Genomic DNA, 24182 nt, shown 5'->3' with positions numbered 1-24182 from the left:
GACGCGCGCGGAGCCCCCGGACAAGGTGACGAGACGGTGCGCGGGCCGCCGGGCGGGCCCAGTGGAATCCCCAAGGGTACCCCTGGGGGACATCTCTCCCCCGGGAGCGGGCATTTCGCCCGGATTTCCCCCACCTGGAGGACGCCCTTCCGTACGTCCGGCCGATCCGCACTCCTGTGCGTCCGGCCGATGCGCGGTGCACACGGGCAGCTCGTGGCGCGGATGCGCAAACGTGATCACGCGATCTTGATCACGGCCTATCCGGGGAACCCTGACCCGCCTATCATCCGACCTATGCGCGTCGCACTCTTTGTCACCTGCGTCAACGACGCGGCGTTTCCGTCCACCGGAATTGCCGTCGTGAAGCTGCTGGAGCGGCTCGGGGTCCAGGTCGACTTCCCCGCCGCACAGACCTGCTGCGGGCAGCCGCAGTACAACACCGGCTACCGCCGCGACACCGAACCGCTGGTCCGCAGGACCGCCGCCGCCTTCCGCGGTTACGACTACGTGGTCACCCCCTCCGGCTCCTGCGCCGCGATGATCCGCGACAACTATCCGCGCATCGGACGCCTCCAGGCCAAGGAGGGACGGGGCGACGACCTCGCCGGGGCCGCCGCCTCGCTCGTCCCGCACACGTACGAACTGACCGAGTTCCTGGTCGACGTCCTGGGCGTCACCGACGTCGGCGCGTACTTCCCGCACACCGTCACCTACCACCCCTCCTGCCACGGGCTGCGCATGCTGGGCCTGGGCGAGCGCCCCCGGAAGCTGCTCGAAGCGGTCAAGGGGCTGGAGCTGAAGGAGCTCCCCGGGGCCGATGAGTGCTGCGGCTTCGGCGGTACCTTCGCCGTGAAGAACTCCGATGTTTCCGCCGCGATGGGCGAGGACAAGCTCCGCAATGCCCGGTCCACGGGGGCGGAGGTCCTGTGCGGCGCGGACAACTCCTGCCTGATGCACCTGGGCGGCATGCTCCGCCGCCAGGGCTCCCCGCAGCGCGCCCTGCACCTCGCCGAAATCCTGGCCAGTACCGAAGAGGAGCCCCTGCTGTGAGCGCCCCCACCTCAGGAACCAGCTACAAGAATGGCGCGAACAGTACGTATCTGGGCATGCCGTCCTTCCCTCGTGCGGCCCACGCCGCCGTCCGGGACACCACCCTGCGCGCCAACCTCCAGCACGCGACCCGCACCATCCGCGACAAACGCGCCAAAGCGGTCGCCGAGCTGGACGACTGGGCCGACCTCCGCGAGGCCGGAAAGCAGATCAAGGACCACACCCTCCGCCACCTGGACCGCTACCTCCTCCAGCTGGAGGAGGCCGTCACGGCGGCGGGCGGCACCGTCCACTGGGCGGCGGACGCCGACGAGGCCAACCGGATCGTCACGGAGCTGGTGAAGGCGACCGGGGAGCGGGAGGTCGTCAAGGTCAAGTCCATGGCCACCCAGGAGATCGGCCTGAACGAGGCCCTGGAGGCCGAGGGCATCGCCGCGTACGAGACCGACCTGGCCGAGCTCATCGTCCAGCTCGGCGAGGACCGTCCCTCCCACATCCTGGTTCCGGCCATCCACCGCAACCGGGGCGAGATCCGCGAGATCTTCACCCGCACGATGAGCGCATGGGGCCGCCCGGCCCCCGACGACCTCACCGACCGCCCCGCCGACCTCGCCGAGGCCGCCCGCCTGCACCTGCGCGAGAAATTCCTCCGGGCCAAGGTCGGCATCTCGGGCGCGAACTTCATGGTCGCCGAGACCGGCACCCTGGTCGTCGTCGAGTCCGAGGGCAACGGCCGCATGTGCCTGACCCTCCCCGAGACCCTGATCTCCGTCGTCGGCATCGAGAAGGTCGTCCCCACCTGGCGGGACCTCGAAGTGTTCCTCCAGGTGCTTCCCCGGTCATCGACCGCCGAGCGGATGAATCCGTACACCAGCACCTGGACCGGCACCACCGACGGCGACGGCCCGCACTCCTTCCACCTGGTCCTCCTCGACAACGGCCGCACCGACGTCCTCGCCGACGAGGTCGGCCGCCAGACCCTGCGCTGCATCCGCTGCTCCGCCTGCCTCAACGTCTGCCCGGTGTACGAAAGGGCCGGCGGCCACGCCTACGGCTCCGTCTACCCCGGGCCCATCGGTGCGATCCTCACCCCCCAACTCCGGGGCACCGCATCGGAGGTGGACGCCTCCCTCCCCTTCGCCTCCTCCCTCTGCGGCGCCTGCTACGAGGTGTGCCCGGTGGCCATCGACATCCCCGAGGTCCTGGTCCACCTCCGCGAGAAGGTCGCCGAACAGGGCGGCAGGGGCCACCGCCTGGAGAAGGCCGTGATGAAGGCGTCCGGCTGGGTCCTCAACCACCCCGCCGCCCTGACCGCCGCCGAACGCGCCGCCTCCCTGACCCGCAAGGCCCACCCCCGCCGCCTCCCCGGCGCCGCCGCCTGGACCAACACCCGCGACCTGCCCGAACTGCCCGCCGCACCCTTCCGGGACTGGTGGAAGAGGAACCGCACCTCATGAGCACCCACACCCCCGAGCCCCACACCCCCGAGCCTCGGCCCCACACCCCCGAGCCCCACACCCCCGAGCCTCGGCCCCACACCCCCGAGCCCCACACCCCCGAGCCCCGGCCCGCCGCGAGCACGTCCGGCCGCGACCGCGTCCTCGCCCGCATCCGCCGGGCCCTCGCCGACGCCCCCGAGACGCCCGAGCCCACCCGTTCGTACGCCACGACCCACACCCCCGACGACCCGGCAGCCGTCCTGGACCTGCTGCACGAGAACCTCGTCGACTACCGGGCGATCGTCCACCGCACCACCGAGGACGACATCGCGCACCTCCTGATGCGCCTGCTCGCGGAACGCGGCTCGGCCTCCGTCCTGGTCCCCCCGCAGCTGCCCCCGCACTGGCTCTCCGCCGCCGACCCGACGCGCATCCACGACCGCGCGGCCCTCACCGCGGCCGACCTCGACCAGGTGGAGAGCGTGGTCACCGGCTGCGCCCTGGCCGTCGCGGAAACCGGCACGATCGTCCTCGACGGCGGCCCCGACCAGGGACGCCGCCGCCTCACCCTGGTCCCCGACCACCACATCTGCGTGGTCCGCGCCCCCTCCCAGGTCGTCGCGTCCCTCCCGCAGGCCATGCCCCGCCTGGACCCGACCCGCCCGCTGACCTGGATCTCGGGCCCCTCGGCGACGAGCGACATCGAACTGGACCGGGTCGAGGGCGTGCACGGCCCCCGGACCCTGGAGGTCGTCCTCCTCGCCGAGGCCTGACCCGCGGCGAGCCCCGGCCTAGGCGTTCGGGCGCAGCCGCTCCTCGCCGCGCGGGAGGCGGCAGACGCCCCGCTCCTCGCCGCCCCGCAGCTGCGGCGCCTCCACCCGGGCATCCACCACCGGGCCCCCGGGCGCCGCGACCCGCCCGGCGAGCCCGCGCGCCCACGCCACCACGTGCCGCAGATCCATCCCGTGGTCCGCGCCCGCGTACGAGGCCAGCCCCTCCGCCCCGCGCAGCAGCAACCGTGCGCCACCCGTCGCGTTCCCGCGCGCCGCATGCGTCAGCCCCACCGCCACCTGCGCCAGCGCCCGCCACAACGGAGCCTCGCCCTCCGGTCCCGCCTTCCACGCGTCCTCGAACACCTCGTGCGCATGGAACGGCATCCCCGCGTCCAGCAGCCGCTGTGCCTCCCGCACCGACTCCTCGGGGGAGCGGACCACCCCCTCCGGCTGCCGCTCCACCCCCGGAGTCCCGTACGGAAGCGGCCTGCCGAGCCCGTCCCGCGGCCGCGCGTTCCGCGCCCGCCCCTCGTCGTCCCGGTCGCGCCGCCTGCCCGTGCCGTCAGCCATCTTTCCTCCCGGAAACGCGGAAATGAACGCGGAGACAAACGTAGAGATGAACGCGGAAAAGCCCGTATCAGAATGCTCTGATACGGGCTCCGACCTGCGACAAATCGCTGGTCGGGACGACAGGATTTGAACCTGCGACCCCTTGACCCCCAGTCAAGTGCGCTACCAAGCTGCGCCACGTCCCGGTGCGCGCCTGACCTGGGCTTTCCCCCTGGCTGGGCGCGCATGAGAACAATACCCCACCTTCACCCGAGGTCCGAACCGCCTGCGCCCCGCGCCCCGAAGGACGCGGAGCGCGAGGGACTACGGGGCGGTCTGCTCCGGTGTCGGCGCGCCCCGGCGCTGCTGCGGGATGCCCGGGGAGAGCAGCGGGACGATCTCGGGCAGGGGCTCGCCCTGCACCACGGTCACGTTCCGCGCCGGGGCCGGCACACGGATGCCCTCGGCGAGGTACCGCTGGTGCAGCCGCTTGATGAACTCGTGCTTGATCCGGTACTGGTCGCTGAACTCGCCCACGCCCAGGATCACCGTGAACCCGATCCGGGAGTCGCCGAAGGTGTGGAAGCGCACCGCGGGCTCGTGCTCGGGCACCGCGCCGGTGATCTCCTTCATGACCTCCGCGACGACCTCCGTCGTCACGCGCTCGACGTGCTCCAGGTCGCTGGTGTAGGCGACGCCGACCTGCACGTTGATCTGGAGCTCCTGTTCGGGGCGGCTGTAGTTGGTCATGTTGGTGCCCGCGAGCTGGACGTTCGGGATGATCACCAGGTTGTTGGAGAGCTGGCGCACGACGGTGTTGCGCCAGTTGATGTCGACGACGTAGCCCTCCTCCCCGCTGCTCAGCCGGATGTAGTCGCCGGGCCGGACCGTCTTCGACGCCAGGATGTGCACGCCCGCGAAGAGGTTCGCCAGGGTGTCCTGGAGGGCGAGGGCGACCGCCAGGCCGCCGACGCCGAGCGCCGTCAGCAGCGGGGCGATCGAGACGCCCAGCGTCTGGAGCAGCACCAGGAAGCCCATCGCGATCACCACGACCCGCGTGATGTTCGCGAAGATCGTCGCCGACCCGGCCACGCCGGACCGGGACTGCGCCACCGACCGCACCAGCCCGGTCGCCATCCGGGCCGCCGTGAGGGTGGCCGCCATGATCAGCAGGGCGGTGAGCACCCGCGACACGTTCTGTCCGGTACGGGCGGTTAGCGGCAGCGCCGCGGCGGCCACCGCGACACCGGCCGCGACCGCGGCGACCGGAACCAGGGTCCGTACCGCGTCCACCATGATGTCGTCGCCGCCCCACCGGGTGCGGCTGGCCCGCTCGCCCAGCCAGCGCAGCATCATCCGCAGCAGGAGGGCGGCGAGGAGGCCGGCGGCCACCGCGATTCCGGCGACGATCAGGTCGCCCACTGCCAGAGCGCGCTCCATCAGTACGCCCCCCGGATCGACGGCACCACCGGGGCTCCGTGGTCGAATTGCCCCTGAGGGCGGCATATATGAGGTGTCGTCACCTTGGTCACCCTGCTCATTTTGGTCGTACGGGCACACCGGGGCGGAGACCGTTCCTGACGGGCCGTCCGGTGCGGACGTCATCCTGCCGCATCCGCACCGGACCCCCTCGGGCGGCTACGGCTTGCGGCCCACTCCCGCGTACAGCGGCACCGGCGTCCCGTCGCGCTCCTCGTCCACGCCCAGGTGCGGCTGCCAGTCCGGCAGCCAGCCGATCCCCGGGTCCACCAGGTCGAGCCCGGCCGACGTGAAGAACCGCTCCGTCTCCTCCCGCGTGCGGGGCACGAGCGTCACCCCGCCCGCCCGGTACATCTCGACCGCCTGCCGGGTGCGTACGGGATCGAAGTCGGCGGACAGCTGCGTCAGTACGAGATGGCTCCCGGACGGCAGCGCGTCCACCAGTTTGCCCACCACGTCGTACGCCCCGTCCGCGTCCGGGATGAAGTGCAGCAGCGCGATCAGCGACACCGCGACCGGCTCGGTGAAGTCCAGGACGTCGCGGGCGAGTTCGGCGATGCGGTCGGGTTCGCGGGCGTCGGCCTGGAGGTAGGCGGTCGCGCCCTCGGGGGTGCTGGTCAGCAGCGCCTCCGCGTGGGCGAGGACGATCGGGTCGTTGTCGACGTAGACGACGCGGGCCTCGGGATTCACGCGCTGGGCGACGGTGTGCAGGTTGGGGGCGGTGGGTATGCCGGTGCCGATGTCCAGGAACTGGCGGGTGCCGGTCCTGGCCAGGTGGCGGGTGGCGCGCTGCATGAACCAGCGGTTGTGCCGGGCGCAGTATTTGGTCTGCGGCTCCAGGGCGACGATCTGGCGGCCCAGTTCCTCGTCCACGGGGTAGTTGTCCTTGCCGCCGAGGAACCAGTCGTAGACGCGGGCGGGATGCGGCCTGCTGGTGTCGATCGCGATCCGGTCGGCGGGGGCCGGGGCGGCGGCCGGGCGGCCGGTGGCAGTGTCGGTGCGGGCCGTGTCGGTGGGCGGCGTGGAGGTCATCTGCCAACTCCTTTGTCGGGCAGGCGTGTTCGGGGGTGTCCCGGGGGTCATCGTGCCCTGTTGAGGCGTACGGGTCAGCAGGTGCGGGGGAGTGGGGGCGGTGTCCGGGCGGAAAACCACGTGCCCGGGCTTTGTACGGTGCTGCCATGACGAACCCGAACCCCTCCCCGCAGCCTGCCGAGGGCCTCCGCCTCGAAGAGATCACCCCGGGCAACATCGACGCCGCGCTCGGCATCGAGGTGCGCCCCGACCAGGCGCGTCTCGTCGCCCCGGTCGTGAAGTCCCTCGCCGAGGCGTACGCCCACGGGGAGTGCGCCTGGCCGCGTCTGGTCCTGGACGGCGACCGGCCCGTCGCCTTCCTCATGGCTTTCCTGGACCTCGACTTCGCGGGAGACGGCACGGGCCGCGACATACGCTCCGGCCTCTGGCGCCTGAACGTCGCCGCGGGCGAGCAGAGCCGAGGCTACGGCCGCTTCGCGGTGGAGGCCGTGGCCGCCGAGATCCGCCGCCGCGGCGGCACCTGACTGACGGTCACCCACCACCCGGGCCCGGACGGCCCCGAGGCCTTCTACCGGACCCTGGGCTTCCGCCTCACGGGGGAGACGAGCGGCGACCAGGTAGTGGCGGAGCTGGATCTCGCGTAGCCCCGGGGCCGGACGGCCCCTCCCGGTGGGGGACAGCGCCTCGCACAGTGCCGGGGCTTCACGGCCGCCGGGCAGGCGCCCCCGCCCGGACACCAGGGTGGGCACCGGGGCTCCACCGCCCCGAGGCACGCGCCCCTCACCGGGCTCCGGGGCCACGCCACCGCAGCCCCGTCCACCGGCCCCTACCCCCGCGCCGCCGCCACTGCGTCCGCCTCCTCGGTGTGCTCCGCCGGAGGGGGCTGGACGGTACCCCCGCCGACGGCAGCCCGTACCCACAGCAATGTCCCCAGCATCAGCACACCGGCCGCCAGCAGCCACGGTCCGGCGCCCGCCGCCATGGCACCCATGACCACCCCGCTCAGCCCCGCCGAAATCTGCAGCGCCAGCGACTGCACCGACAGGGCCGTCGCCCGCTGCGCGCTCGTCACCCGGCGGTGCAGCAACTCGTTCTCGTTCGGCCCCGCCGCCCCGAGCCCCAGGTAGAAGATCCCGAAGCCGAGCACCGCGAGCCCCAGCGCCACCGGCACCGTCGACCGTGCCGTCACCGCGAGCAGCACCAGTCCGCACACCCCCAGGGCGAAGCTGACCAGCACCGCCCGCTCCCCGCTGCGGGTCAGGCGTGCCACCAGCGGCGCCAGCGAACTGCCGAAGCCCGACAGGACAAATCCCGCGCAGCTCAGTACGGAGTACAGCACCGCCCCCGACTCCAGCGAACCGGTGACTCCCGCCGCCCGGCCGGGCACCAGCAGTTCCATCGCGGCGAGCCCGGCCCCGGCCGCGGCCGAGCCCAGCAGCACCCGGCGGACGGTCGCCTCGTGCGTCCCCAGCTTCAGGCCCTGGAGCACCGTCGCCGGAACACCGCGCACCACCTGGCCCAGCGTGCTCGGCTCGCGCGGCGGCTCCCGCAGCGCGGAGAGCACGTACAGCACAAAACCGACCGCGACGGCCGCGCCCAGCAACCTCGGTACGGACATGGGGACCAGCAGCCCGCCGGTCGCCTCCGCCAGCTGCGCCCCGAGGTCGGGGCCGAGCGAGAGCAGCCACGGGATCGCGCCGCCCGTCAGGGTGCCCACCGCGAGGGCGACGGCGACGGCGGTGCTGCCGCGCGCCAGTCCGGTGCGCAGGTCGGCGTCGGGCCCGGAGTGGGCCTGCACCGTGTCGACGTACCAGGCCTCCGCCGGGCCGCTGGACAGGGCACGGCCCGCGCCCACCAGCGCCATGCTGAGGGCGAGCATCGCGGGGGAGGAGACCACGGACTGGAGGAGCAGGGCGGCGACGTTGAAGACCCCGGCCAGCGCGAGGATCGGGCGCCGCCCCAGGACGTCGGAGAGCCCGCCGGTGGGCAGCTCCAGCACGGCGGCGGTGATCGAGTGCGCGGCGAAGCAGGCGGCGACGGCGGCCAGGCTCAGACCGCGCTCGGTGAAGAGCAGCACGGCCGTGCCGAAGCTCAGGCCCGTCGGAAGCCAGAACAGCAGGTTGACGGTGACATAGCGGCGGCGCGCGGTCCGCAGGACGTCGGGGGAAGTTTTCATGATGCACCGTCACCTGTGTCCGAAGTGGCGTTCTGGGAAGGGGAGTTGCGTCGGGCCAGCGGAAGGGTGGCAGCGAGCACGACGACCTGTTCGGCGCGCGGGTCGCCGTCGTCGCGCGTGGCGAGCGCCGTCAGTTTCTCCTCGAAGGCCCGCAGCAGTTCCGTCACCGACTCCGGGGTCAGGCGCGGCATCAGGTCGCTGATGCCGGACGGCTCCGCCCAGTCGGGGCCGAGCAGCCCCTCCGCCATGTCCGTCTCGTGCTGCACCAGCGCCGACTGCAGATGGGCGATCTGCTGGCGGTGGGAGAAGTCCAGGAAGGCGCTGCCCGCCGGGTCCGAGCGCATCGCCTCGTTGTTCCAGCGCGTCACGTCGTGCGCCGACCGCCAGCGCCGCTCCCGCCCGTCCTTGTGCTCCGCCTCCTCGACGAACGCGTACTTCGCCAGCACCCGCAGGTGGTAGCTGGTCGAGGCGGACGACTCCCCGGTCCGGGCCGCCAGCTCGCTCGCCGTGCCCGGCCCGTGCTGCCGCAGCAGCCCGAGCAGCCGGATGCGCAAGGGGTGGGTGAGGGCCTTGAGGGCCGCCGTGTCCTGCGTCGGATCGAGGACGCGATCGCGCCCCGCGCCCTGGTGCGGAGGCTGCTCCGCCTGCTCTTCCCGCTCTTCGCTGACCATGTGCAGCAGCGTAGGACGAGCTCCCACTCTGCAAAAGTATTTTTGCAGAAATATTTTGGGGAAATCTTCGTTACCGTCCGCGCATGCGCATCCACCGTTCGAACGTGACCGAACGCGCCGACGATCTCGTCTCCGTCTACGCCGACGTCTTCACCGCCCCGCCCTGGAACGAGCCCGCGGACGCCGCCCCCGCCTTCCGCAAGCGCCTCGACGCGGACCGCCTCCGCCCCGGCTTCCGTGCGGTCCTCGCTCCCGCCCGCGACGGCGGCCCCGGCGCGGAGGGGTTCGCCACCGGCTGGACCACCCCCGACCCGTTCCCCACGGACCGCTCCTACGCCCGCGTCGCCGCCCAGCTCGGCCCCCGCCTCGGCCCGCTTCTGGTGGGTGCCTTCGAGGTGGACGAGCTGGCGGTACGTTCCCGCGCCCGCGGCACCGGCCTCGGCCGCCGCCTCCTCGCCGCCCTCTGCGACGGGGCCGCCCCGGACGGCCGCGTCTGGCTGCTCACCGCCCGCTCCGCCCCCGACGCCGTGGCCTTCTACCGGCGCCTCGGCTGGCACGAGGTCCTCCCGGAACCCGGCGCCGACCCCGGCGACCTCGTCGCCTTCCTCGCCCCCGGCCACCCCGGATCCGCCTCCGCCACCCCCTGACCTGCACGGCACGGGCCGGTTCCGGGGCAAAACGGCCCCGGAGCCGGCCCGTGCACAAACTCGCCCCCATACCTCCGCCCCGTGTTCGCCCTCCGGACTTCCGCCCTTCCGCCGTGATGTGGGACAACGCATCCATGTGCGACGACGACCTCATCCCGCCCCACCCCGACCTCACCGAGGCCCAGTGGCTGCGCGCCGAGCCCGAGCTGGCCGAAGGCCCCGTGGGCGAGCGCGTCCGCGCCATGGGAACGGTACGCAGGCGCGCGCTGCTCGGCGGTGCCGCCGCCGGTGCGGCGCTCGCCGCACTGCCGGGCTCGGCGGCCGCCGCCGAGCCCCGCGCCACGGACGCCACCCGGCCCCGTACGGCGAGCGTGGAGAAGTTCCCCTTCCCCCAACGCCCCAACAGTCAGGGCGAGTTCGCGATCCTCGTCACCGGCGACGCGGGCACCGGCAAGGAGGAGCAGTACGCCGTGGCCGCCGCGGCCCGCGAGGTCTGCCGCCGCGAAGGCATCGGCCTGGCCGTCGGCCTCGGCGACAACATCTACGAGAACGGCCCCGAGTCCGACACCGACGACGAGTTCCGCACCAAGTTCGAGGAACCCAACACCGGCCTCGACATGCCCTGGCTGATGGTCCTCGGCAACCACGACTGCTCGGGCCTGCTCCCCGGCAGCGGCGGCGACCCCTCGCGCGGCGACCGCGAGGTCTCCTACGCCCGCTCCTCCCGCCGCTGGTACATGCCCAGCCGCTACTACACCGCCGCCCTGCCCGCCGGCGGCGCCGACCCCGTGATCGAGTTCTTCGCCCTCGACACGAACCCGGTCGCCTCCACCGTCGCCCAGCTCGACCCGCACTACTCCTGGAACGGCCCCTACATGCGCGCCCAACGCGCCTGGCTCGACAGCGCCCTTGAGGCATCCCGGGCCCGCTGGAAGGTCGTCATCGGCCACCACCCCTACCTGAACAACGGCAAGCACGGCAGCGCCGGAACGTACGACGGCTTCCTGATCGGCCACTACACCCGCGGCATCCACCTCAAGGAGCTCTACGAAGAGGTCGTCGTCGGCCGCGCCGACCTCATCCTCTCCGGCCACGACCACACCCTCCAGCTCCTGGAGCCCACCACCCGCACCGCCGGAACCCGGCAGATCGTCTGCGGCGCTTCCTCGAAGTCCGGCGACGGCAAGGCCCACGGGAAACACCCCGCCACCTGGCAGAACTTCTCCGACCACGGCTTCATGGTGGTCAAGGTCTCCGACCGCGCGATGACCGTCGACGCCTACACGGTCGACGTCCCCTCCCGCACCGCCCGCCTCGCCCACACCACCCGCACCACCACCCCCGTGCGCGCCACGGCACAATGAGTCCCCATGCGCACCTCGGCTCCCGCCCTCCCCGCTCTCGTCCACCCGGTCCCGTACTTCTCCCAGTGGGCCACGCCCGAACTCGCCGAGAGCATCGTCACCCACCAGCTCCCGGCCACCGACGACCCGTTGTGGCAGGCGTACGGGGCGGCGTCGCCGCAGGAGTACGACTGGTGGTCCTGGCGGCTGTGCGGCATGGCCTGCCTGCGCATGTGCCTCGCCCACTGGGAACTGCCCGTCCCCACCGCCATGGAGCTGGCCGCCGGGTGCGTCGAGGCGGGTGCGTACGTCCGGCGCGCGGACGGCGGCCTCGACGGGCTGATCTACGCCCCGTTCGCCCGCCACGTCGAGGCCACCTGGCCCCGCCTCACCGCCGAGTCCCGCCCCGGCCTCCCGGCCTCGGCGATCCGTGAACTCCTCTCCCGGGGGCGGCTGTTGATGCTCTCGGTGCATCCGTCCGTACGGGAACTGGCGCCGACCGCGCCACCGGCCAGGGGAGGCCACCTGGTCCTCGCCGTCGGGTACGACGCGCAAGCCCTCCTGGTCCACAACCCGTCCGGATTCCACGGCCGTTCCCAGGAGTTCGCCCGCATCCCGTGGTCGGACCTGGAGCGCTTCTACGCGGGCAGGGGAGTGGTCCTGGGCCGCCGCTGAATCAGGCGTCCGCCTTCATCAGCCGCCGGATCAGGCGTCTTCCCGTACGAGCCGGGCCCCGGCCGCGTCCAGGTCCTGGCCCGTGTTGCTGAGCAGCACGACACCCCGCCCGCGCTCCCGGTCCAGACCCACGAAGGAGCGGGAGCCGCCCGTCGCCCCGTTGTGCCAGGTCAGCTCGCGTCCGTCGAGCGCCGAGGTCATCCAGCCGAACCCGACCCGGCTCCCGCCCTCCGCGTCGTACCGGGGCCGGGCGGCGTCCACGCCGGGCGCGCTCCCGTCCAGCACCGCCCGTACCAGCAGCGACAGGTCCCGCGCCGTCGACCGCACGCCGACGCCCGCAGGCGCGTACCCCTCGGAGATCCACGGGGTGAGCGCCTTGCCGCCGCGCGCGTGCGGTCCGGCGAAGGACGCGACGGGATCGTACGACGTACGCACCTCGGTGGCCCGCATGCCGAGCGGCGCGAGCAACTCCCGTTCCAGCAGGGCCGGGTAGCCGCCCGTGACCCCTCCGCCGAGGGCCTGGCCGAGCAGTGACATGCCGAGATTCGAGTACGCGAAGACTCCGCGTGCCTGCGCCGGGCGCACCTCGGCGGTCCGGGCCAGGAAGTCTCCGACGCCCATGGCCCGGTACGGATCGCGCCCGCGCAGCATCGTCAGGGCCAGCCGGAGGTTGGTGGCCAGGCCCTCCCGCAGGTGCAGACGCGGCAACCCGGAGCGGTGCGAGGCGAGTTCGGCGAGCGTGGCCGACCCGACGTCGGCGCTCGCGAAGCGCACGTCCGGCAGGAGCGCGGACACGGGCCGGTCCTCCGGCACGTCCGCCGAGGCCAGCAGCATCCCGGTGAAGACCTTTGCCACCGAACCGGTCTCGAAGGAGGTGTCCGGCGTCGCGGGCCCCCGGGCGTCGGCGCGGTCGGTGCCGAGCGAGGCGAAGCGCGTCCCCTCGGCGTCGAGGAGCGCCACCGACACGGTGTGGAAGTTCCCGGGCTCGCCCAGCACGTGACGGACCCTCAGCGCGAGCGCGGGGTCACCCGCCTGCCGCTCGTCCGCCCACCGGTCGCCGCCGTCCGCCTTCGCCATGTTCGTACGCTCCCCACAGTTCGGGCGGGCCGCCCCGGAATCGAACGAAGATCGTATCCGGGGCGGCCGACGGCTCGGCTCCGGGCCCGCCGGGTCGGGAGTCTCCCGTACGAATCGGGCCGATGCCCGCAGCGAGCTGCCGGACGGGTCGCGATCAGTTCCACCGGGCGCACGCGCTCCGGGGCCAGGGCCCGCGCGAACGTTCCGCGGCCATGGCCGCGAGCCTGAGCGCGGTCATCGACGTGACCGTGCTCCGCCTCCCGGGGGCCTTGCGGCTGCTGTCCCGCATCGCGCCCGAGGAGGGCTGAGGGAGCGGAACCTGGAGTGGGCGGCGGCCCCGGGCGCGCAGGCGGCGGGGGTGCGCAAGCGGTCCGGCAGGCCGCCCCACCGACGGTCCGGCTCACCCGGACGGTCGCCCGGGTCCGGCACCTTGCGCCCTCCTCGTACGCCCTCGGCCCCACTCTCCCGCTTGCCCGGCCCCGCACCTCGGCGGCCCGGCTCCTCACCCCGCATCCGCCTCCGGGACGGTGGCGTCAACTCCCGAAAGGTGCACGTCGGCGACCACGCAGCTGACGTTGTCCGGCCCGCCGAGCGCGTTCGCCCGGTCCACCAGTTCCCGTACCGCCGTATCGGGGTCCGCGACCCCCGTCAGCACCTCGCGGATCTCGCGGGTGGGGACCACCGCCGACAACCCGTCCGAGCACAGCAGATACCGGTCGCCCGGCAGCGCGTCCTGCACCCGCACCTCGGCAGCCACGGCCGGAGCCTGCTCATCCGTCGTCAACGCCCGTGCCAGCAGGGCCCGTTGAGGATGTGAGGCGGCCTCCTCCTCGGTCAGCCGTCCCTCCTCCACCAGCGCCCGCACCACCGTGTGATCGGTGGTGATCTGGAACAGCCCGCCGTCCCGCAGCAGATACGCCCGCGAATCCCCGATGTGCACGAGCGCCAGCTGCGACCCCGTCCACAACATCGCGGTGAGCGTGGTCCCCGCCGCCCCCGCAGACCCTGCCTCCTCCTCCCCGCGCTGCCCCGCCGCTTCCCGTATCGCACGCCGTGCCTCCTCGACGGCGTCCTCCAGCGCGTTCAGCACACCGCCGGCCGAGACGACACCACCTGCCGAGCCGCTCCCGGGCTCCAGCCGCCGCAGCACCTCCACCGCCGCGGCCCCCGCGGGCGCCCCCGCCGCCCCGAACCCGTCGGCCACGGCCAGCAGCCGGGCTCCCGCGTACGCCGTGTCCTGGTTGCTCTCCCGCACCCGCCCCGCGTCCGACAGGGCGGCGTACCGCATCTCCAGCGGAGCCGTCGTCCCCATGACGCTGTCCTCCCTCGCGAGCTGACCGACGAGGAAATGGGCCAGGTCCCGGCGCTGTGCGGTGTCGGCCTCGACCTCCGCCCAGTACGCCCGCACCTGCTCGGCCGCCCCCGCCGCGTCCCGCGCACACACCTCGCGGATACGCGCCAGGGGCATCCCGAGGCGCCGCAGCCACGCCACCAGACGCGCCCGCTCCAACTGTCCGGCCGCGTAGAAGCGGTACCCGGTGACCGGATCGACCCGCACCGGGGGCAGCAGCCCCAACTCGTCGTACAGCCGAAGCGCCTTCGGCGACAGCCGGGACGCCCGCGCGAACGCCCCGATCGTCCACAGCTCCGCGTCCGCAGCCCCCACGAGCCCTCTCCTCCCCGCACCGAGCCCTTCCGGCCCGACGCCCCCGATGCTGTGCCCTGCCCCAGGGGCAAGGTCAACCACACCGCACACCAACCCTCTGACCAGCATGTTCGCATCCGCCGATAGGGTGAACACCCGCAACCCCAGGTACCCCAGGAGCCCCATCGTGCCCACGCGCCCCCACCGCAGGCCCCGCCTCCTGCACGTCAGCGACCTCGCCTACCCGGCGCGCGGACGGCGCTACTGCGACGAGGACCTCCACCTCTCCGCCCGGCTGCGCGAGGACTTCGACGTCGCCCTGTGCCACCCGCTGGACGCCGCCGCCCTCATGGACGCCTTCGACGCGGTCCTCGTCCGCAACACCGGCCCCGTCCTTCACTACCGGCACGCCTACGACGCCTTCAGCACCCGCGCCCTCGCCGACGGCGTCCGCGTCTACAACCCCCTCACCGGCCGCGCCGACATGGCGGGCAAGCAGTACCTCCTCGACCTCACCGCCGAGGGCCTGCCGGTCATCCCCACCGTCGACCGCCTCGACGACCTGCCCGCGCTGCCCGACACCGACCTCTACGCGGTGAAGCCGAAGGCGGGCGCGGACTCCATAGGCCTGGAATTCGTCCCGCGCGAGGCCCTGCCGCCCCTGGCCACCGGCGCGAACCTCATCCAGCCCCGCGTCGACTTCCGGTACGAGGTTTCCTTCACGTACATCGACGACGCCTTCCAGTACGCCCTGTACGCCCCCGACCCGGACCGCCGCTGGGAACTCGTCCCGTACGAACCCACCGCAGCCGACCTGGCCTTCGCCGACCGCTTCATCGCCTGGAACACCCTCGCCCACGGCATCCAGCGCGTCGACGCCTGCCGCACCCAGGACGGCGCCCTCCTCCTGGTCGAGCTGGAGGACCTCAACCCCTACCTCTCCCTCGACCGCGTCGACACCCCCACCCGCGACGCCTTCGTCAACAACCTGAAGGCCTCCCTCCGGGCATTCCTGACCGCCTGAGACATGCGTCTGCCGGTGACCCTCGCGCAAGCGGTCACCGGCAGGGCTCAGGGGGTGGGCGCTCAGCGCACCGGGCACTTCTTCCAGGCGAAGTGGTACTTGGTGTTGAAGCTGCCGTCCGTGGAGTCCATCGCCATGAAGCTGTTGGTCCGTTCGGTGTCGGAGTTCCCGCCGTTCACCAGCAGCTCGGTGTTGATGTTGAAGTTCCGGGTGGTGCCGCAGGGGGCGTACACCAGGGCCTCGATGCCCGTGCGGTCGCTCACCTGCCAGTCGCCCTTGCGCGGTCCCCAGAACGCCTGGCTGCGGCGGTCCGTACCGGACATCCCCTGGAAGTAGTAGCTGGCCTTCTGCGTCGCGGACGCGCCCCGCTCCAGGCTGAGGAAGCCGCGGTAGTCGGCCTGGACGACGGCGTACGTGTAGCCCTGCGGGACGTTCACGCGCAGGCCCAGCTGGCAGTTCTTGCGGAAGTCGACCGGTTTGGCGCCCTTGCCGACCTGGGCCAGGTATTCGCTGTACGTCACCGTGAACGCGGTGTTGTCCGGCGACACGGCCACGGACGCGCTGCCGGGACGGCAGCCGGAGCCGTTGACCTGGACCAGGTTGACGGTGACCTGGCCCGAGGGCGTCGGAGTGGCGGACGACGCGCCCGCCGGTGCGGTGGCGGGGAGGAGGGCCGCGGTCGCGAGGGTGGCGGCAGCGCCGATGAAGGCCTTGGTGCGCATGGGGAATTCCTTCCGGTCGCGCGGCTCCCCGTTCGAACGGGCTCGACGGGGTCGCCGCTGGGCGGTCGTCAGGTGTGCCCGAGGCATGGCGGATTCTGTCCGGAACGCTGAGAGTCGCCCACGACCGTTGACCGAATTCGACCACAGTGTCGTGAAATGTGCACGATGAGTGAGCATGTGTGTGTATTCGGTGAAGTCGTGCGGAGGGGGTCCGGTGACCCCGGCGCTTCATCGCCGTCACCTCCAGTGCCTTCGCGCTCGTCTTGAACGCGGCGGTGAACGACCGAAGGGGCGCCCAAAGGGGCGCGCGGGCGCATCCAGGGGAGTGAAGTGCGCGTTCACCCGCCGGTGTGCGCCGGGTCGGCGGGAGAGCGCCTGAGCTGCACAAATCCGCTACTCCTTGTGGGCTTGGACATATGTCCTACGGATTCCATGGTGCGGGGAACGTCCGATTCGCCCCTAAAGTCTTGCCGGTCTTGTCAGTTCGGAGTTCCTGACCAAGGTTTCCGGTCAGGGGCTCCGTCGACCGAGCGAGGTGTGATGTCCGGCGAACTGTCCTATCTCCAGGGCCGGTTGAAGGCATGGGGAATCCGCCAGGCGAGCTGGGGCGGTCCCCTCTACCGGGGGCGCGCGACCCCCGGACCCACCGACCTCGCGCTCATGTCCAACGACTACCTCGCGCTCGGCGGCCACCCCGCCGTCCTCGACGCCCAGATCGAGAGCCTGCGCGCCCACGGCAACGGCGCGCTCATGTCCGGCGCGTTCACCGGCGACACCGATCCGCTGCGCCACCTCGAAACCGACCTCGCCGACTGGCTGCACGCCCCCGCCGTGATGCTCTGCCAGTCCGGCTGGGCCGCCAACGTCGGCCTCGTCCAGGCCATTTGCCCACCCGGCCGCCCGGTGTACGTCGACGAGCTCGCCCACGCCTCCCTCTGGGAGGGCATCGCCGCCGCCAGGGCCGTCGCCCGCCCCTTCCTCCACAACGACACCGAGAACCTCGAACGCCTGATCCGGCAGTACGGACCCGGGCTCATCGCCTTCGACACCCTCTACAGCGTCACCGGCGACCTCTGTCCCCTGCTGGACCTCACCGCCCTCGCCGCCCGCACCGGCTGCGAACTCATCGCCGACGAGTCCCACACCCTGGGCGTCCTCGGCCACCGGGGCGCGGGCCTGGTGGCCGCACTCGGCCTCACGGACACGATCCCGTACCGTACGGCCAGCCTCGCCAAGGCCTTCGCGGGCCGGGCCGGGCTCATCGCCTGCGCGAAGGAAGTGGCGGGCTACCTCCCGTACCACTCCCTCGGCGCGGTCTTCTCCTCCACGCTGCTGCCGCACGACGTCGCGGGCCTGACCGCGGCCCTGCGCGTGATGTCCGGCGCCGACGACCGGCGGCGGCGCCTGGACCACAACGCCCGGGTGCTGCGCGAGGGGCTCACGGATCTCGGCTACAACATCGCCCCCAGCGAGAGCCAGATCATCCCGCTCCAGCCCGGCACCGAGCACGGCGTACGCGTCCTCCAGCAGGCCCTGGACGCGCGGGGCGTGTTCGGGGCCGCGTTCGTGCCGCCGTCCGTGCCCAACCGGCGGTGCGTGCAACGCCTCTCCGTCCACTCCGAGCTGACTGCCGCCGACCTGGACCGGGTCCTGGACGGCTGTGCGGCGGTGCGCGACGAAGTCGGCCTGGCCACCTGGAAGTCCACCCGCCGCCTGGCCGCCGCGCACCACTGACCTGCGGCCTCTCCTCCCCTCCCCTCCCCTTCTCACGCATCCCACGCATCCCACGAATCGAGAACCCCGTGCTGATCACCGACGCCCGTCAGACCCGCATCACCGAGATCGTCTGCGACCGCCTGGAACTGGAGCCCGAGGAGCTCGCCGAGACCGACCGCTTCGTCGAGGAGCACGGTGCGGACTCCCTCGCGCTCATCGGCGTACTGGCCGCCCTGGAGAAGGAGTTCAAGGTCACCATCGACCAGAGCGAGATGCCCCGCATGGCCCACCTGGCGGGCGTCCGCGAGGTCCTCGCCGAGTCGAAGGGCTGGTGACCACGCCCATGCCCCCCAACCCCGAGTCAACCCCCGCCGCCCCGGGGCAACCCGCTTCCGCGGCCCCGCCCCCCGGGGGCGGGCCGGGCGGGCAAGAGGGCGGCCCCGCCCGCTCCCGGCCCACCCCCACCGCCCCCCGGCCCACCCCAGTACGGGACGCTGACCAAGCCCGCCGCCGCGTCGTGATCACCGGCCTCGGCCCCCTCTCCAGCATCGGCACCGGCACCGCCGCCTTCACCACCGGCCTCCGCGAGGGCCGCTCCGGTGTCACCCCCATCTCCGCCTTCGACACCACCGGCTTCGCCCACGCCAACGCCTGCCAGGTCCAGCACTTCGACCCGGCGCCCCACCTGCACCGCCTCGACCCCGCCCACTACGGCCGCGCCGCCCAGTTCTCCGCCGTCGCCGCCCGGATGGCCGTCGAGGACGCCGGTCTCAGCGACGCCGACCTGGCCGCTTCCCGCTGCCAGATCTCCGTCGGCACCACCGACGGCGAGTCCTACGACCTGGACCTCATCACCGAGGCCCACCTGCACGGCGGCCTGCCCGCGGTGACCCCGCAGGCCGCCCGCCGCATCCCCGCCCCCCTCCTCGGCATCGCCGCCGCCCGCGAACTGGGCCTGGCCGACGCCGAGATCCTCACCATCGGCACCGCCTGCTCCGCGGGCAACTACTCGCTGGGCAACGGCCTCGACGCCATCCGCCACGGCGACGCCGACTTCGCCCTGTGCGGGGGAGCGGACGCCTTCTGCCGCAAGACGTTCGCCGCGTTCTACCGGCTCGGCACCATCGCCCCCGACTGCTGCCGCCCCTTCGACACCGACCGCCAGGGCATCCTCACCGGCGAGGGCGCCGGCATGCTCCTCCTGGAGAGTCTCGACTCCGCGCTCGCCCGGGGCGCCCGCATCTACGCCGAGATCCTCGGATACGGGCTCAACTGCGACGCGTACCACCCGGTCGCCCCCCAGGAGGACAGCGTCGCCCGCTGCCTCCGACTCGCCCTGGACGACGCCGGGGTGAAGCCCGCCGAAGTCGACCTGATCTCCGCCCACGGCACCGGCACCCAGGCCAACGACGTCACCGAGAGCCGTGCCATCCGGCAGATCTACGGGGCCGCCCCGCCCCGCACGATCTCCCTGAAGTCCATGCTCGGCCACACCATGGGCGCCGCGAGCGCACTCGGCGCGATCGCCTGCTCCCTGGCGATCACCCACGGCTTCATCCCGCCGACCATCAACCACCGCACCACCGACCCCGCATGCGCCGTCGACTGCGTCCCCAACCACGCCGTGGCCGCCGATCTGCGCATCGTCCAGAACAACGGTCTCGCCTTCGGCGGCAACAACGCGGCCGTCGTCCTCGGCCGCTACGGAAGCGAGGCCCTGTGAACATCACCGCCTGGTCGGCGCTCTCCCCGTACGGCCACACCGCCGCCGACTTCTCCACGGGGGTGTGCGACCGCCGCCCCACCGCAGCGCCCGTGCCAGGCGAGACAGGGCAACTCGGCTGTCTCGTAACGGACTTCGACCCCCGCGTCGTCCTCGGGAAGAAGGGCACCCGGGACATGAACCGGGTCACCGCCCTCGCCGTCACCGCCGTCGGCTCCGTCCTCAACGGCGGTACGGACGCGGGTACGGACGCGGACAGCGGGCCCGACACCGCCCTCGTTCTCGGCACCACCACCGGCAGCGTCCAGTCCATGACGGACTTCACCCGCTCCTCGCTCACCGGCGACCGCCCCTACGACGTCGAACCCGGTGTCATCCCCAACAGCGTCATGAACTGCGCCGCCGCCCAATGCGCCATCCGCCACCGCATCCAGGGCCCCAACACCACCCTCGCGGGCGGCCGCGCCGCCGCCCTCCTCGGCCTCCTCTACGCCCGCCGCCTGCTGCGCGCCGGGCGGGCCCGCACCGTCCTGTGCGGAGCCGCCGAGGAGTACTCGCACGCCCGCACCTGGCTGGAGGCCCGCAGCCGGGACGGCGCACCGACCCTGCTCGGCGAAGGGGCGGCCGTACTCCGTCTCACGCCCGCCGAACTCCCCACCCAGGCACCCCCGTTGGCCGCTGTCCTCGCGGTGCACACCCGACACGCCCTGCCCGGGTCCGACCCGGCCGATGCCGTGCGGGCCACGGTCCGCGCAGCGCTGAGCCAGGCCCGTACCGCCGCCGCCGACGTCTGGTCGGCCACCGGATCAGGTCTGGACAGCGCCGAGGACGACGCCCTGGACGCCCTCTTCCCCCGGCAGGCCCGGGAGCGCCTGCCCGCCCTCGGCCCCCTCCTCGGAGACACCGGAGCCGCCGCCTCCGCACTCCAGCTCGCCACGGTCCTGGCCGCCGCCGACCAGGCCCCGGGCGGCCACGCGGTCATCACCTCCACCGACGGACAGGGACTGGTCGCCGCCGCAGTCCTGCGCCTGGAAAGGACCCACTGACATGACCCCGCACGCGTCTTCCGACCCCCACATCGCGCTGGTCAGCGGCGGTTCCCGGGGAATCGGGGCAGCGGTCGTGCGCCGCCTGGCCGAAGACGGCTGGGACGTCGCGTTCTGTTACCGCTCCGACGAGGAGGCCGCCCGGCTCGTGGAGAAGGAGGCCACCGAACGCGGCGTGCGCTGCCTGGCGGTCCGGGCCGACGTCTCCGACCCCGTACAGGCGAAGGCCTGGGTGGCCCGCGCCGAGGACGAACTCGGACCCGTCACCGCCGTCGTCGCCAACGCGGGCATCACCCGGGACCGCCCCCTGGTGATGATGTCCGACGACGACTGGCACCAGGTCATGGACACCAACCTGGACGGCGTCTTCCACACCTGCCGCGCCGCGGTCTTCCCCATGCTCAAGCGCCGCGCCGGCAGCATCGTCACCCTCTCCTCCGTCGCGGGCGTCCACGGCAACGCGGGCCAGACCAACTACAGCGCCGCCAAGGCCGGAATCATCGGCTTCACCAAATCCCTCGCCAAGGAGGTCGGCCCGTACGGCATCCGCGCCAACGTGGTCGCCCCCGGCCTCATCGACACGGACATGACCGACGCGCTCCCGGCGGCGGCCCGCGAACGCCTCCTGTCCTCCATCGCGCTGCGCCGGTTCGGCACGGCCGGGGAAGTGGCCGCCCTCACCGCCTTCCTCCTCTCCGACGACGCCTCCTACCTCACGGGCTCCGTCCTCGAATCCCACGGCGGCCTCACCCTCTGACCGCCCCGGGGGAGGGCCCCACCCCGGCCCCCCTCCCACGGGCGGACCCCCGCTCCGGCCCGCCCGTGGCCACGGCCCCGCCCCACCCACCCCGCGCGCGCCGGGGCCGCCCACGGCGACGACCTCTCCGCCCGCACCCACCGGCTGATCCCGGTGCGTATCGCCAACCCGTGGGCACCGCCTGTCCGTTCCCCCGCCTGTGGGCATCGCCTGCTAGTGCCCTTCCCGCCAGCCCGTGGGCGCGGGTTCCGCCAGGGGCGAGGGGGCACCCCCTGCTCGAGCGAAGCCGAGAGCTTGGGGGAGGGCGGGCACGGGCGGACCGGCTCGGCGCCGGTCGCCCCCCTGTTCCGGTATCCGCACCCCCGGTACCGCCCACCCCTTGCCGCATTCAGGCCGCCGCCTCGGCACCGCCCGCCCCTTTCCGGCATCCAGGCCGCATCCCGGGTACCGCTCCACCCCTTCCGGTACCCGCGCCACCCCCGTACCGGCTCACCCACCCAGCCAGGAGACCCAACCCCAGCCCCACCCTGCGACACCCCCACCCCACCCACCCCATCCACCCACCCCTCGGAGATCCCCGTGGCAAAGCGCCCCCAAAAGTTCCGCCCCCCCACCCCGCGCACGCCCCTCCCGTACGACCCGGTGACCGCCGCCCCCCGCGGCCTCCGCGCCTACGCCCCGGTCGCCGCCGCCCTCCGCGGCCTCCGGACGTACGACGCCCTCACCGTGCTCCCCCGAGGACTCCGCCCGTACGCCTTCGCCACCGCAGCCCTCCGCGCCCTGCGCCCGACCCCCGCGCGCCCGGCGGCCCCCGCGTCGCTCCCGCCCGCCCGCGCCCCGCACCCGAAGCCCCCGGCCCCACCCCTGCACACCCCGCGCCGCCAGGCCCCGCCGGGACCCCGCCCCGCAGTCCCGCGCCCCACCACCCCCGCCCCCGGCAGCCACTCCCACGACGCCGTCGTCATCGGCGGCGGCGTCGGCGGCCTCGTCTGCGCCGCCTACCTCGCCGTCTCCGGCCTGCGCGTCCTGCTCGCCGAACAGCACGACGTCACCGGCGGCAACGCCCAGGTCTTCCGCCGCCGCCGCGCCTACGAGTTCGACGTCGGCATGCACTACGTCGGCGACTGCGGCCCCGGCGGCCTCCTCCCGGCGGTCCTCTCCGGCCTCGGTCTCGGCTCCGACCGCGTCCCCTTCCGCCCCCTGGACCCCGACGGCTTCGACCGCATCGTCCTGCCCGGCACCACCGTCGACGTCCCCGTCGGCTGGAACAAGTACCTCAAGCGGCTCTGCGCCGCCCTCCCCGCCGAACGCCGCAACCTGACCCGCTGCGTCCACACCCTCCGCGACGTCGCCGCCGACCTCCGCAACGGCATGACCACCCGCCCCGGCGCCCCCCGCGCCCCCATGACCCGCGCCCTGATCACCTGGGGCGGCCGCACCCTCGGCGAGCTGTACGACGCCTGCGCGCTCAGCCCCACCGCGCGCACCCTGATCGCCGCCCAGTCCGGCAACTACGGAACCCCGCCCTCCACCACCCTCACCTCCACCCACGCCACCATGCTCGACCACTACCTGCGCGGCGCGTACGCCCCCGTGGGCTCCGGCCAGACCATGATCGCGAGCCTGGTCGAGGTCATCGAGGCGCACGGCGGCGAGGTGCGCACCCGCTGTGCCGTCGAGCGCATCCTCGTCACCGACGACCGCCGCGTCGCAGGCGTCCGCCTCGCCGGTGGCGAAACGATTCACGTCCCCCTCGTCGTCTCCAACGTCGACTACCGCCGTACCGTCCTCGACCTCTGCGGCGGCCGGGGCTTCTCCACCGCCGTCCTCGACCGCACCCGCCGCGCCACCCTGCGCGCGGCCGTGGCCACCGCGTACGTCGCCATGGACCGCCCCCTGGACCTGCCCAACACCAACATCTGGTGGTGGGGGAGCCGCGACATCGAGTCGGCCTACGCCCGCGCCCTCGGCGGCGACGGCTCCGACCCGACCTTCGCGTTCCTCTCCTTCGGCTCCCTCAAGGACCCCGACAGCCGCACCGTCTGCCCGCCGGGCCACAGCAACTTCCAGATCATGACCCTGATGCCACCCCTGGAAGGCCCGCCGGGACGCTACCGCCGCGACCCCGCCTACGAGGCGGTCAAGGGCCGCCTGCGCGAGAACCTCGTCGACATCGCCGAAACCGTCCTCGGTCCCGTACGCCCCCACCTCACCCACCTCGAAACCGCCACCGCCCACACCAACCACCGCTACATCCAAAACGGTTCGGGCACCCCCTACGGCTTCGACGACTGGGGCGGACACGGTCGCCGCCCCAGCATCCGCACCGGCGTCCGGGGCCTCTACGCGGTCGGCGCGAACTCCAGCTTCGGCGCGGGAATCCTCGGCACCGCCCTCAGCGGCATCTCCGCCGCCGGACGCATCCTCGACCGCCCCCTGCTGTCCGAGGTCTGCGCCGGTACGGTCCTGGGCGACGCGGCCCAACTCCCGCCCCGTACAGCCGACTTCGATCCCCTGCGCACCTCCCGGGGTCTCGCCCGTCGGCACGCCCGGGGACTCGCCCGGATCGGCTGACCCTCCGCCCGCCTGTCGCTTCCGCCCCCACCCCCGTACGCTTCGGCAGACCGGGGGAGGGGGC

The 24182-nt window shown here is 73.2% G+C and carries 21 protein-coding genes, 1 tRNA gene and 1 pseudogene; 14 read left to right on the top strand and 9 right to left on the bottom strand.

What is annotated here, in order from left to right:
• The first annotated feature begins 294 nt into the window (after positions 1-294).
• Genes ACIO3O_RS29535 through ACIO3O_RS29525 form a run of 3 tightly spaced genes read left to right on the top strand, consistent with a single transcriptional unit; the run spans position 295 to position 3262 of the window.
• Positions 295-1050 carry a (Fe-S)-binding protein gene (locus ACIO3O_RS29535; RefSeq protein WP_401751092.1) on the top strand — a complete coding sequence of 252 codons (756 nt, stop codon included), beginning with the start codon at positions 295-297 and terminating at the stop codon, positions 1048-1050.
• Between the two features lie 56 nt (positions 1051-1106).
• Positions 1107-2507: a LutB/LldF family L-lactate oxidation iron-sulfur protein gene (locus tag ACIO3O_RS29530; protein WP_401751090.1), complete on the top strand. Its 1401-nt coding sequence runs from the start codon at positions 1107-1109 to the stop codon at positions 2505-2507.
• Complete coding sequence (locus tag ACIO3O_RS29525; RefSeq protein ID WP_401751088.1) at positions 2504-3262, top strand: LUD domain-containing protein; 759 nt, start codon at positions 2504-2506, stop codon at positions 3260-3262. The genes ACIO3O_RS29530 and ACIO3O_RS29525 overlap by 4 nt, the downstream gene beginning before the upstream one ends.
• A gap of 18 nt (positions 3263-3280) precedes the next feature.
• On the opposite strand, the gene ACIO3O_RS29520 is transcribed toward ACIO3O_RS29525, so the two are convergent.
• The 4 genes from ACIO3O_RS29520 to ACIO3O_RS29505 form a co-directional block, all read right to left on the bottom strand.
• Positions 3281-3832 carry a DUF309 domain-containing protein gene (locus tag ACIO3O_RS29520; protein WP_401751086.1) on the bottom strand — a complete coding sequence of 184 codons (552 nt, stop codon included), beginning with the start codon at positions 3830-3832 and terminating at the stop codon, positions 3281-3283.
• A gap of 108 nt (positions 3833-3940) precedes the next feature.
• A tRNA-Pro gene (locus ACIO3O_RS29515) sits at positions 3941-4017 on the bottom strand.
• A gap of 118 nt (positions 4018-4135) precedes the next feature.
• Positions 4136-5251: a mechanosensitive ion channel family protein gene (locus tag ACIO3O_RS29510; protein ID WP_401751084.1), complete on the bottom strand. Its 1116-nt coding sequence runs from the start codon at positions 5249-5251 to the stop codon at positions 4136-4138.
• Between the two features lie 198 nt (positions 5252-5449).
• Complete coding sequence (locus ACIO3O_RS29505) at positions 5450-6322, bottom strand: SAM-dependent methyltransferase (RefSeq protein WP_401751082.1); 873 nt, start codon at positions 6320-6322, stop codon at positions 5450-5452.
• Between the two features lie 146 nt (positions 6323-6468).
• On the opposite strand from ACIO3O_RS29505, the pseudogene ACIO3O_RS29500 reads away from it, so the two are divergent.
• A pseudogene (locus ACIO3O_RS29500) lies at positions 6469-6966 on the top strand (GNAT family N-acetyltransferase).
• 182 nt (positions 6967-7148) lie between these two features.
• On the opposite strand, the gene ACIO3O_RS29495 reads toward ACIO3O_RS29500, so the two are convergent.
• Both ACIO3O_RS29495 and ACIO3O_RS29490 read right to left on the bottom strand, forming a co-directional pair.
• Complete coding sequence (locus ACIO3O_RS29495; RefSeq protein WP_401751080.1) at positions 7149-8498, bottom strand: MFS transporter; 1350 nt, start codon at positions 8496-8498, stop codon at positions 7149-7151.
• Positions 8495-9169 carry a winged helix-turn-helix domain-containing protein gene (locus ACIO3O_RS29490; RefSeq protein WP_401751077.1) on the bottom strand — a complete coding sequence of 225 codons (675 nt, stop codon included), beginning with the start codon at positions 9167-9169 and terminating at the stop codon, positions 8495-8497. Before ACIO3O_RS29490 ends, ACIO3O_RS29495 begins: the two co-directional genes overlap by 4 nt.
• Before the next feature lie 83 nt (positions 9170-9252).
• Here ACIO3O_RS29490 and ACIO3O_RS29485 point away from each other — a divergent pair, with 83 nt between their 5' ends.
• The 3 genes from ACIO3O_RS29485 to ACIO3O_RS29475 all read left to right on the top strand — a co-directional run bounded on the left by ACIO3O_RS29485 (position 9253) and on the right by ACIO3O_RS29475 (position 11834).
• A complete protein-coding gene (locus tag ACIO3O_RS29485) occupies positions 9253-9816 on the top strand; it encodes a GNAT family N-acetyltransferase (RefSeq protein ID WP_401751074.1) in 564 nt (187 codons plus the stop codon).
• Positions 9817-9950: 134 nt separating this feature from the next.
• Entirely contained in the window at positions 9951-11180 is a 1230-nt protein-coding gene (locus ACIO3O_RS29480) for a metallophosphoesterase (RefSeq protein ID WP_401751072.1), read from the top strand.
• Positions 11181-11186: 6 nt separating this feature from the next.
• Positions 11187-11834: a C39 family peptidase gene (locus ACIO3O_RS29475; protein WP_401751070.1), complete on the top strand. Its 648-nt coding sequence runs from the start codon at positions 11187-11189 to the stop codon at positions 11832-11834.
• A 30-nt stretch (positions 11835-11864) separates the two neighbouring features.
• On the opposite strand, the gene ACIO3O_RS29470 is transcribed toward ACIO3O_RS29475, so the two are convergent.
• Positions 11865-12911 (bottom strand): serine hydrolase domain-containing protein, encoded by a 1047-nt coding sequence (locus ACIO3O_RS29470; protein WP_401751067.1) that lies wholly within the window; start codon positions 12909-12911, stop codon positions 11865-11867.
• Between the two features lie 502 nt (positions 12912-13413).
• Positions 13414-14577 carry a MerR family transcriptional regulator gene (locus ACIO3O_RS29465; protein ID WP_401751065.1) on the bottom strand — a complete coding sequence of 388 codons (1164 nt, stop codon included), beginning with the start codon at positions 14575-14577 and terminating at the stop codon, positions 13414-13416.
• Between the two features lie 166 nt (positions 14578-14743).
• On the opposite strand from ACIO3O_RS29465, the gene ACIO3O_RS29460 reads away from it, so the two are divergent.
• On the top strand, positions 14744-15580 hold the full coding sequence (locus tag ACIO3O_RS29460; RefSeq protein WP_401751062.1) for a hypothetical protein: 837 nt from the start codon (positions 14744-14746) through the stop codon (positions 15578-15580).
• Between the two features lie 62 nt (positions 15581-15642).
• Here the strand turns inward: ACIO3O_RS29460 and ACIO3O_RS29455 are convergent, their stop codons facing one another.
• Positions 15643-16302 carry a DUF4360 domain-containing protein gene (locus ACIO3O_RS29455; protein WP_401751060.1) on the bottom strand — a complete coding sequence of 220 codons (660 nt, stop codon included), beginning with the start codon at positions 16300-16302 and terminating at the stop codon, positions 15643-15645.
• 540 nt (positions 16303-16842) lie between these two features.
• Here ACIO3O_RS29455 and cqsA point away from each other — a divergent pair.
• The 6 genes from cqsA (at position 16843) to ACIO3O_RS29425 (ending at position 24118) form a co-directional block, all read left to right on the top strand.
• Positions 16843-18036, top strand: coding sequence for an alpha-hydroxyketone-type quorum-sensing autoinducer synthase (gene cqsA / locus ACIO3O_RS29450; protein ID WP_401751057.1), 1194 nt, complete (start codon positions 16843-16845; stop codon positions 18034-18036).
• Positions 18037-18104: 68 nt separating this feature from the next.
• Positions 18105-18353 (top strand): acyl carrier protein, encoded by a 249-nt coding sequence (locus ACIO3O_RS29445; protein WP_401751055.1) that lies wholly within the window; start codon positions 18105-18107, stop codon positions 18351-18353.
• Positions 18354-18535: 182 nt separating this feature from the next.
• Entirely contained in the window at positions 18536-19741 is a 1206-nt protein-coding gene (locus ACIO3O_RS29440; protein ID WP_401751052.1) for a beta-ketoacyl-[acyl-carrier-protein] synthase family protein, read from the top strand.
• Positions 19738-20787, top strand: a complete 1050-nt coding sequence (locus ACIO3O_RS29435; RefSeq protein ID WP_401751050.1) for a beta-ketoacyl synthase N-terminal-like domain-containing protein — start codon at positions 19738-19740, stop codon at positions 20785-20787. Before ACIO3O_RS29440 ends, ACIO3O_RS29435 begins: the two co-directional genes overlap by 4 nt.
• 1 nt (position 20788) lies before the next feature.
• A complete protein-coding gene (locus tag ACIO3O_RS29430) occupies positions 20789-21544 on the top strand; it encodes a beta-ketoacyl-ACP reductase (RefSeq protein ID WP_401751049.1) in 756 nt (251 codons plus the stop codon).
• Positions 21545-22186: 642 nt separating this feature from the next.
• On the top strand, positions 22187-24118 hold the full coding sequence (locus ACIO3O_RS29425; protein WP_401751046.1) for a phytoene desaturase family protein: 1932 nt from the start codon (positions 22187-22189) through the stop codon (positions 24116-24118).
• The last annotated feature ends 64 nt before the right edge of the window (positions 24119-24182 follow it).

This window comes from Streptomyces sp. NPDC087440, from assembly GCF_044744005.1.
Taxonomy (GTDB): Bacteria; Actinomycetota; Actinomycetes; order Streptomycetales; family Streptomycetaceae; genus Streptomyces.
This window is presented reverse-complemented; position numbering and strand designations above follow the sequence as displayed.

Coding starts and splice junctions, on each gene's coding strand:
- ACIO3O_RS29535 (WP_401751092.1), top strand. CDS start 295: ATGCGCGTCGCACTCTTTGTCACCTGCGTCAACGACGCGGCGTTTCCG.
- ACIO3O_RS29530 (WP_401751090.1), top strand. CDS start 1,107: ATGCCGTCCTTCCCTCGTGCGGCCCACGCCGCCGTCCGGGACACCACC.
- ACIO3O_RS29525 (WP_401751088.1), top strand. CDS start 2,504: ATGAGCACCCACACCCCCGAGCCCCACACCCCCGAGCCTCGGCCCCAC.
- ACIO3O_RS29520 (WP_401751086.1), bottom strand. CDS start 3,832: ATGGCTGACGGCACGGGCAGGCGGCGCGACCGGGACGACGAGGGGCGG.
- ACIO3O_RS29510 (WP_401751084.1), bottom strand. CDS start 5,251: ATGGAGCGCGCTCTGGCAGTGGGCGACCTGATCGTCGCCGGAATCGCG.
- ACIO3O_RS29505 (WP_401751082.1), bottom strand. CDS start 6,322: ATGACCTCCACGCCGCCCACCGACACGGCCCGCACCGACACTGCCACC.
- ACIO3O_RS29495 (WP_401751080.1), bottom strand. CDS start 8,498: ATGAAAACTTCCCCCGACGTCCTGCGGACCGCGCGCCGCCGCTATGTC.
- ACIO3O_RS29490 (WP_401751077.1), bottom strand. CDS start 9,169: ATGGTCAGCGAAGAGCGGGAAGAGCAGGCGGAGCAGCCTCCGCACCAG.
- ACIO3O_RS29485 (WP_401751074.1), top strand. CDS start 9,253: ATGCGCATCCACCGTTCGAACGTGACCGAACGCGCCGACGATCTCGTC.
- ACIO3O_RS29480 (WP_401751072.1), top strand. CDS start 9,951: ATGTGCGACGACGACCTCATCCCGCCCCACCCCGACCTCACCGAGGCC.
- ACIO3O_RS29475 (WP_401751070.1), top strand. CDS start 11,187: ATGCGCACCTCGGCTCCCGCCCTCCCCGCTCTCGTCCACCCGGTCCCG.
- ACIO3O_RS29470 (WP_401751067.1), bottom strand. CDS start 12,911: ATGGCGAAGGCGGACGGCGGCGACCGGTGGGCGGACGAGCGGCAGGCG.
- ACIO3O_RS29455 (WP_401751060.1), bottom strand. CDS start 16,302: ATGCGCACCAAGGCCTTCATCGGCGCTGCCGCCACCCTCGCGACCGCG.
- cqsA (WP_401751057.1), top strand. CDS start 16,843: ATGTCCGGCGAACTGTCCTATCTCCAGGGCCGGTTGAAGGCATGGGGA.
- ACIO3O_RS29430 (WP_401751049.1), top strand. CDS start 20,789: ATGACCCCGCACGCGTCTTCCGACCCCCACATCGCGCTGGTCAGCGGC.